The 7,730-nt window shown below is 37.9% G+C and carries 8 protein-coding genes; 1 reads left to right on the top strand and 7 read right to left on the bottom strand.

Going from position 1 to position 7,730, the window contains the following annotated elements; genetic code table 11:
- The coding region (locus AC1DPQ_RS11675) for a class I SAM-dependent methyltransferase (RefSeq protein ID WP_477609394.1) at nucleotides 1-595 on the top strand (595 nt) is incomplete at its 5' end.
- A gap of 207 nt (nucleotides 596-802) precedes the next feature.
- Here AC1DPQ_RS11675 and hisS read toward each other — a convergent pair.
- From hisS to AC1DPQ_RS11640, 7 genes are all read right to left on the bottom strand, one after another.
- The gene (hisS, locus tag AC1DPQ_RS11670; protein WP_477609392.1) at nucleotides 803-2,194 is read right to left on the bottom strand and encodes a histidine--tRNA ligase; all 1,392 of its coding nucleotides are present in this window, start codon (nucleotides 2,192-2,194) and stop codon (nucleotides 803-805) included.
- 283 nt (nucleotides 2,195-2,477) lie between these two features.
- Complete coding sequence (locus AC1DPQ_RS11665; protein ID WP_477585241.1) at nucleotides 2,478-3,098, bottom strand: LytR/AlgR family response regulator transcription factor; 621 nt, start codon at nucleotides 3,096-3,098, stop codon at nucleotides 2,478-2,480.
- Nucleotides 3,088-3,288, bottom strand: coding sequence for a hypothetical protein (locus AC1DPQ_RS11660; protein WP_477585242.1), 201 nt, complete (start codon nucleotides 3,286-3,288; stop codon nucleotides 3,088-3,090). Before AC1DPQ_RS11660 ends, AC1DPQ_RS11665 begins: the two co-directional genes overlap by 11 nt.
- 122 nt (nucleotides 3,289-3,410) lie before the next feature.
- On the bottom strand, nucleotides 3,411-4,154 hold the full coding sequence (locus AC1DPQ_RS11655) for a LytR/AlgR family response regulator transcription factor (RefSeq protein ID WP_477609391.1): 744 nt from the start codon (nucleotides 4,152-4,154) through the stop codon (nucleotides 3,411-3,413).
- 1 nt (nucleotide 4,155) lies between these two features.
- The gene (locus tag AC1DPQ_RS11650; protein WP_477578668.1) at nucleotides 4,156-5,826 is read right to left on the bottom strand and encodes a sensor histidine kinase; all 1,671 of its coding nucleotides are present in this window, start codon (nucleotides 5,824-5,826) and stop codon (nucleotides 4,156-4,158) included.
- 337 nt (nucleotides 5,827-6,163) lie between these two features.
- Complete coding sequence (locus tag AC1DPQ_RS11645) at nucleotides 6,164-6,514, bottom strand: translation initiation factor (protein WP_230142598.1); 351 nt, start codon at nucleotides 6,512-6,514, stop codon at nucleotides 6,164-6,166.
- Between the two features lie 149 nt (nucleotides 6,515-6,663).
- A complete protein-coding gene (locus AC1DPQ_RS11640; RefSeq protein WP_477609389.1) occupies nucleotides 6,664-7,545 on the bottom strand; it encodes a diacylglycerol/lipid kinase family protein in 882 nt (293 codons plus the stop codon).
- Nucleotides 7,546-7,730: the final 185 nt, after the last annotated feature.

Genomic DNA, 7,730 nt, shown 5'->3' with positions numbered 1-7,730 from the left:
GGTTGCGCGTGTATTGGCCCAATATTTCGATGCCGTTTATGCAACAGATATCAGCGAGAATCAATTAAAAAATGCTTTTCAATTGCCAAATATTACTTACAAAGTGGAACCTGCGGAACAAACATCGGTGGGTAATGCTAGTTTCGATCTGATTACGGTGGCACAGGCCATTCATTGGTTTAATTTTGAAGCATTTTACGCTGAGGTAAAACGAACACTAAAACCAAATGGCCTTTTTACAGTGATTGGTTATGGCCTAATGTTTATCGATAAAAAAGTAGATAAGGCTGTACATAAACTTTACGAAGATATTTTAGGCAAATATTGGGACAGCGAACGCCGTTATATTGAAGAGGGGTATAAAACCATCCCCTTTCCCTTTGAAGAGATCATTGCTCCTCATTTTCAGATTAAAACCACCTGGAATTTTAACCAACTGATTGGCTATTTAAATACCTGGTCTTCTTTGCAGCATTATAAAAAGGCGAATGAACGCAACCCATTAGAGTATATGTTTACCGAATTAAAAGAAGCCTGGGGAGATGATGCGGAGAAAGACGTTCATTTCCCGGTTTTATTGCGAGTTGGACGGTAGGTTTAACCACAGAGGGAATCGAATGCACAGAAAATTCGCCAAGTCCGTCATCCTGAACTTGTTTCAGGATCTTTAATGAGGGGAAAACCAGAAAAGTATTCAAGCGAGAATAGTACTTACCAAATAGATCCTGAAACAAGTTCAGGATGACGACCGCACCTCCCGCCTCTGTGAAAACTCAGCGATCTCTGTGGTTAATATAAATTATTATTTCAACAACTCCAGAATACCCAAAACAGTAAGCTTCTTCTGCTCACCGCTTTGCATGTCTTTTAGGGTAAGTTCTCCGCTTGCAATTTCATCACCACCAATTAAAATTACGTAAGGGATGTTCTTCGCATCGGCATAGGCCATTTGTTTTTTTAGTTTCGCCGAACTTGGGTACAACTCTGCCGAGATCCCTGCATTTCTGAATTGCTGAACAATTGGCAAAGCATACTTTTCAGCTTCTGCATCAAAATTACTGATCAACACTTTTGTTCCAACCTCTGCTGAGGCAGGGAAAAGGTTAAGTTCTTCCAATACATCATAAATGCGGTCGGCACCGAAAGAAACACCAACTCCGGTTAAATCTTTTAAACCGAACATACCGGTTAAGTCATCGTAACGGCCACCACCACCAATGCTGCCCATGGCTACTTCGTTGGTTTTAACTTCGAAAATGCAGCCGGTGTAGTAGTTTAAACCTCGCGCTAAAGTAATATCCAATTCCAGTTTAGCCGTTAACGGCAAGCCATAAGAAATCAAACTTTCTACATATTCGAAAACCTGTTCAATTTCTGCAACACCTTTTAAACCTGTTTCTGATTGCGCCAAAACAGTTTTCAAACTAGTCAGCTTTTCTTCATTAGTGCCTTCCAACAAAATTACAGGACGAAGTTTTTCTAAATCCGCTTCTGTAAAACCACGTTCTAAAAGTTCTTTACTTACGCCATCTAAACCGATTTTATCTAATTTATCGATGGCTACGGTCATATCAATAATTAAATCTGGTTTACCGATAATCTCAGCAATACCAGATAAAATTTTTCTATTGTTAATTTTTACGCTGAAATCTTTCAAACCCAATTTGCTCAAAGCTTCGTTGTAGATTAAAATAAATTCAGCTTCGTTCAATAAACTTTCAGATCCCACCACATCCACATCGCACTGATAAAACTCACGGTACCTGCCTTTTTGCGGACGGTCTGCACGCCAAACGGGTTGTACCTGAAAACGTTTAAAAGGCAAAGTAATTTCGTGTTGGTGCATCACTACGTAACGCGCAAAAGGCACCGTTAAATCGTAGCGCAAGGCTTTTTCAGAGATTAGCGGAATCAGTTTATTGCTATTATCTTCATCTGCAAAATCGAAAGATTTCTTTTTTGGATCTTTAAGAAATTCGCCACTGTTTAAAATTTTAAAAATCAGTTTATCACCTTCATCACCATATTTCCCTGTCAAAGTCGAAAGGTTTTCGAAACTTGGGGTCTGGATTTCGGCGTAACCATATTTTCTGAAAACCGTTTTAATGGTATCGTAAATAAAGTTGCGTTTTACCATTTCAACCGGAGAAAAATCACGGGTACCTTTTGCTAATGAGGGTTTAATAACTGACATAGCCGCAAAAGTACAAAAATGTAATGTTTAAACCTCGCAGGTTTTTAGTGGCTTTCTTAAAATCTTCAAGTTATTAATTCCGTGGTGTAATTGTAAATTGCCAACAGTTAGCTTATTTGGGCGTTCCCCAAGCTGCGCAAGGGTCCTGCTTTTCAGGGCTACGCTGCGCTTCGGTACCGATGAAGACCTGTGAAACAAGCAAGCATACCGTGATTAAATAAAAACATATGCTTAATCGGTACTTAACCCTTACAATCCCTAACGCGAATTAACGCTATATAAATTACTTTCCTAACACCTCTTTCACCAGCTCCCGATTTGGTTTCGATACCGGAATTTTATCGCCACTATCCATTAAAAGTGTTCCACCATCTTCTTTAAGCCAGCTTTTTACAAATTTCGGGTTAACCAAATGGCTTTGATGTGCCCGCACAAAACCGTGGGGTTTGAGCAGATCGGAATATTCTTTTAATGATTTCGAAATCAAAAGCTGATCACCGTCGCTAAAAAAGAAGTTGGTGTAATTGTTATCCGCTTCGCACCTGATGATTTCTTCGATACCAACATATCTAATTTCATTCTGTTGAGGTAACGCTATCCTGGTAACCCCTTTAACGGTATCCTTTTTGTCGATTCTTTCTTCAACAGTAGGGTTTTGATAATCAAGCGGAGGTGCAAAGTTTATGGCTACGGTATTCGGGGCAACGTTTGATGACGTATTACGGTTTTTTTTAATCAAAAAGTAGATCAGCATAAAAATACCACCAAAAAATCCGAAAAAGACAAGGCCTGCTACCAAAAGCATAATTATTTCCGCACTACCCATATTTAGAAAATCGGCATAGGCAATATGAATACCATAAGCGAGGATAAAAACTAACCCAAAGATTATCTTATTTTTCATTTTTAGCTGGCTTAACACGTCTAATTAGATATAAACATAAAAAAATAAAACCTATAACGAAGGTTACAGTAAAAAAGCCCACAACCAAAAGCATTATTATCTCTGCCGCACCAAGATTCAAAAATTCTGCATGCGCCACCTGTAAGCCAAAAGCAATGATAAAAAAGAGTAAAAATAATAACTGTTTCATGTTGATTGATTTAAATGTTCAACGAAAGTAGCTATGTGCTATTCATTTAAAAATCAACATTGAGCATTGGTTGGCTTATGGTGAGGATTGACAGGTAATCCTTTAGTATTTGCCTATACTGRTTACTTCCCCAACACCTCTTTTACCATTTCTCTATTCGGCTTACTCACCGGAATTTTATCGCCACTATCCATTAAAAGTGTTCCACCATCTTCTTTAAGCCAGCTTTTTACAAATTTCGGGTTAACCAGGTGGCTTTGGTGTGCCCGCACAAAACCGTGGGGTTTGAGCAGATCGGAATATTCTTTCAGTGGTTTCGAAATCAGGATTTTATCGCCATTGCTTAAAAAGAAAAACGTGTAAGTGTTATCGGCAAGACAACGCATAATATCATCAACCGAAACATAACGGATTTCGTGCTGTTGCGGCAATGCAATTTTCGGCGTACCTGGCTCGTTCTTCTTGATCTGACTCAGTAAAAAATTGAGCTGCTCGCCATGTATTTTGTTTTTGATCCTGATCTCGGCCTTTTCAACAGCTACTTTCAATTCGTCAGGATCTACAGGTTTCAGCAGATAATCCAAGGCAGCAAATTTTACCGCCTGGATACCATAATTATCGTAAGCTGTTACAAAAACTACTTCAAAAGTTTTCTCCGTAAGCTGGTTTAACAAATCGAAACCGGTTGTTTTACCCATCTGGATATCGAGGAAAAGCAAATCCGGATGATGAAGATTAACCTGGCTAAAGGCGTCGCCAATATTACTGGCAATGGCTACCACCTTAATATTGGGGCAATGCTTATCCAGTAAAATCCTCAGATTTTCTAAATTCGCTGCTTCATCGTCTACTAAAATTGCCCGCATCTTACAACCATTGGCTTAGTGTGATCTTAATTACTGTCCCATCTGCATCTGCTTTCATATCCAATAAAAACTGATTTTCTTTATAGATGGAATTGAGTAAAGATATTCTGTTTTTAGTCAAAGCCAAACCTAAACCTTCGTAATCTTGGCTTACATCGAAACCACTTCCATTATCTTTTATACTTAAAACCAGATCTGCTGATTGTGCTGTAAAACCAATTCCGATCTTACCATCATTTCCTTTCTCTGCGATGCCATGTTTTACAGCATTTTCTACAAAGGGTTGCAAAAGCATGGCCGGAATTTCGATATTCTCGACATCTAAATCAGGTGAAGCTGTGATCTGGTACTGAAAACCAAAACGCAATTGCTCCATCTGCAGGTAATCATCAAGCAAGGTTTTCTCAGAAGTTAAGCTGATGAGTTCTTTATGATCTAACACATTGCGTGTTAATCGTGCAAATTTAACAAGGTAGCGGTTGGCATTGTCGGTTTCGTTTTTGTTCATCAGCGTTTGGATACCTGCAAGTGCATTGAACAAAAAGTGTGGGTTTAGCTGTGAGCGGACAGATTCTAGCTGGAGTTTGGCGATTTCTTTTTCCTGAGATTTCTGAGCAAGTATCTTAGCCGCCTTTTTTTTGCGATTATTAAGGATTAAAACCGATATGAGACCACAAAGGCCGCCTACTATAACACTAATTAGTAATAACTCTCGAGAGGTAAAAAGCTTTTCTTTCTTTTCAATAATTGTAAACTTAAATGATGTTTCGGTTAACGTAAAGGGTAAACCTCGTGGTAAGTCTAGCGATCTATATATTTCAGGTGCAATTGAAACCCTATATTTTCCTGGTTTCTTAAAATATTCAGCATCAATTTGTATATACGAATTTTCCCAATTGCTAGCGGTTAGAACTGTTTCTTCAGGATAATCATTGCTATACCTCGTTATTTTCACTTTATAAATAAAATTAACACCAGTATTTTTAATACCTATTGACATCCGCAGAATACTATCATTTACTATGGTTTCGCCATCTTTAAAAGGCTTTCCTTTGAGGAAAAATGCACTTCTTCCTTTTTTCTTAACAAGATCACCGATCTCTTTAACCGATAACCCCTTAGTATTAATCGATTCTGAAAATACAGTCTTGCTTAATATCTTAGCTGGTAATAGAGGCTGATTATAAATTACAGTGGTACTTACCTTAAATTTTTGAGGTAGTTTATATATTTTGATAGTAATCTTTTTATCAATTGCATTGTAATCACCTAAACTCATTGTAAGGTAATTTGGAAAATCACTTCTGCTATTCCATCTAAAATTTATCTTACTTGGAATGGCGTCATCTACGAGGAAAACGCTATCATTCTCTACAATCGAATATCTAAAACATTTTAGGCTGTCTTTGTGTATCCTCATCTCCAGATGTATTGTTTTTGCCTCTCCAAGGAAAACACTATTTTTCAGTGGATCACTTGGTTCATGATTACTAAAAGAAATCCACTTGGTTCTTTCATCAACTCGAAGCAATACAGGACAATTTGAATATGGACTGGTAATACCATATAACATTGAATTTCCATTCGCTTCACTTAAAAAAGTGTTATTTTTCCCTTGGCTCAGTGAGTATAGAGGAAAACATAGGATGATAAGGTAAATTATCTTTTTCATGCGTTTAATTTTTCATAAACATCTTGCAAAAAATTTGTTCAGGAAACATTAAAACAGGATATGGCATGAATAACTTTGTAAAAGAGGGATTTGAGACAGTATTTATATTCGGGAAGAATTAGGTTTCTCGAAGATATTGCACTTCACTACCATTGACAGACTCCAATAGAATGATCGTCATTCCCGCACAGGCGGGAATCTTAAAGCTTATTGCATTACGATTCCCAATCAAGTTGGGAATGACGATTCCAAGCAATATATTAATTCATTAAAATCCGCTGTCAATAGTATTGATTTTTATACAATAAATTAGCACTCAGGATGACAGCTTTTTCTATTATCCTCCGGCTTTTTTCACTTTATAACCATCTTTCTGCAGGATGCCCATTACTTTATCGCGTACATCGCCCTGGATCATGATTTCGCCGTCTTTAACTGAGCCACCTACACCACATTTAGTTTTAAGCATTTTGCCCAATACTTCTAAATCTTCAGTACGCCCTCTAAAACCGGTAATTAAGGTTACCGCCTTACCACCACGGTTCTTTTTATCGAGCATTACCCTTAAATCCTGTTGATTATTTGGCGAAGTAACGGTATCATCAACTTCTTCTTCGTATTCGAATTCTGGATTGGTAGAATACATAATTCCGCCAAGATCACTTAAACTATTTTTCTTTGGTTTCATGTTTTATAAAAGGTTCATTGGTTCACTGGCCATTTGTTCATTCGTTTGGGTGCATAGCCCAACAATTAGTTGCGGCGCAAGATTTGAGTGTGCTAAGCAATCTATTTGATCAGGAATCAACGCCAACCGCCGCACGCTTAGCACAACACTCAAGGAACAATTACTTTGAGCGAGAGCGGATTTACTACCGCGTGTATCTCAGTCCCCATTTGTAAGGGCTCGCCATCTACATGCACTGCACCAGCTTTTTCTCTGGTAATTTTAATGTTTTTGCCTTTAATAATTTCAATCATGTCTGATGTTTCGGCCTTCCCTCTTAACATTACATAACCCAATAATGGCAATTTTATTATCGGAAAAGGTTTAATAATACAAACATCCAGCAAGCCATCTTTTACCGAAGCATTAGGTGCAATATAAACATCGTTGCCGTACTGCGATGAATTGGCAATGCTAATGGCAAAAGCTTTTCTGGTATATTCGGCGCCATCAATGTTTAGCAAATAAGTTTGTGCTTTATAGTTAAAAACCTCTTTAAAACCCAGCTTTACATAACCTGACAGACCGCGTTTTTTATCTTTCGAAAAAACAGCGCTCAAATGGGCATCGAATCCCATACCGGCCAGATTAAAAAAACATTTGTTGTTAAACTCGGCAGTATCAATCTCATCAATCCTAAAATTATTGATCAGGGAAAGTGCATACCTTAAATTTTTCGATATTCTTAAAAATCTGGCAAGGCCATTCCCCGATCCAAGCGGTAAAATCCCCAAAATCTTTTTGTGTTTTAATACTTTACTGGCCACCTCGTTAATGGTGCCATCGCCACCTGCAGCAACAATTACATCGAAATTTTTAGTTGCGGCTTCGTCTGCCAATTCGCCGGCATGACCAACATATTCGCTAAAAACAAAGTTCGGACTAAACTTCTCCTTATCCAGGTATTGATCAATAAAATCAGGGATGCGTAATTTTCCTCGCCCACCAGAGATAGGGTTTATAATAAAGAGGATATTGATCTTTGTGTGCAAAGTGTAAGAATGAGTGCACAAAATAATCTATAATTTTTGAAATAAAGAAAATATGCTAATTTTGCAGCAGTAAAAAAGTGGATTGATTTGCTATCCCGACACCTCGGGACCGGATTGCAACCACTTAAAAAAATTGCTAATGCCTCCTTTCAATCATTTAAACACCTGTTTCCAAGGGGTTTGGC

The organism is Pedobacter sp. 01T416_2 (assembly GCF_056398925.1).
The sequence above is the reverse complement of the archived record's forward strand: the minus strand, read 5'-3'. Positions and strand labels throughout refer to the sequence as shown.

Bases quoted from the DNA above. Each gene is read 5' to 3' on its own strand.
- AC1DPQ_RS11650 (WP_477578668.1), bottom strand. From the start codon at position 5,826: ATGAAAAAGATAATTTACCTTATCATCCTATGTTTTCCTCTATACTCA.
- hisS (WP_477609392.1), bottom strand. From the start codon at position 2,194: ATGTCAGTTATTAAACCCTCATTAGCAAAAGGTACCCGTGATTTTTCT.
- AC1DPQ_RS11645 (WP_230142598.1), bottom strand. From the start codon at position 6,514: ATGAAACCAAAGAAAAATAGTTTAAGTGATCTTGGCGGAATTATGTAT.
- AC1DPQ_RS11660 (WP_477585242.1), bottom strand. From the start codon at position 3,288: ATGAAACAGTTATTATTTTTACTCTTTTTTATCATTGCTTTTGGCTTA.
- AC1DPQ_RS11655 (WP_477609391.1), bottom strand. From the start codon at position 4,154: ATGCGGGCAATTTTAGTAGACGATGAAGCAGCGAATTTAGAAAATCTG.
- AC1DPQ_RS11665 (WP_477585241.1), bottom strand. From the start codon at position 3,098: ATGAAAAATAAGATAATCTTTGGGTTAGTTTTTATCCTCGCTTATGGT.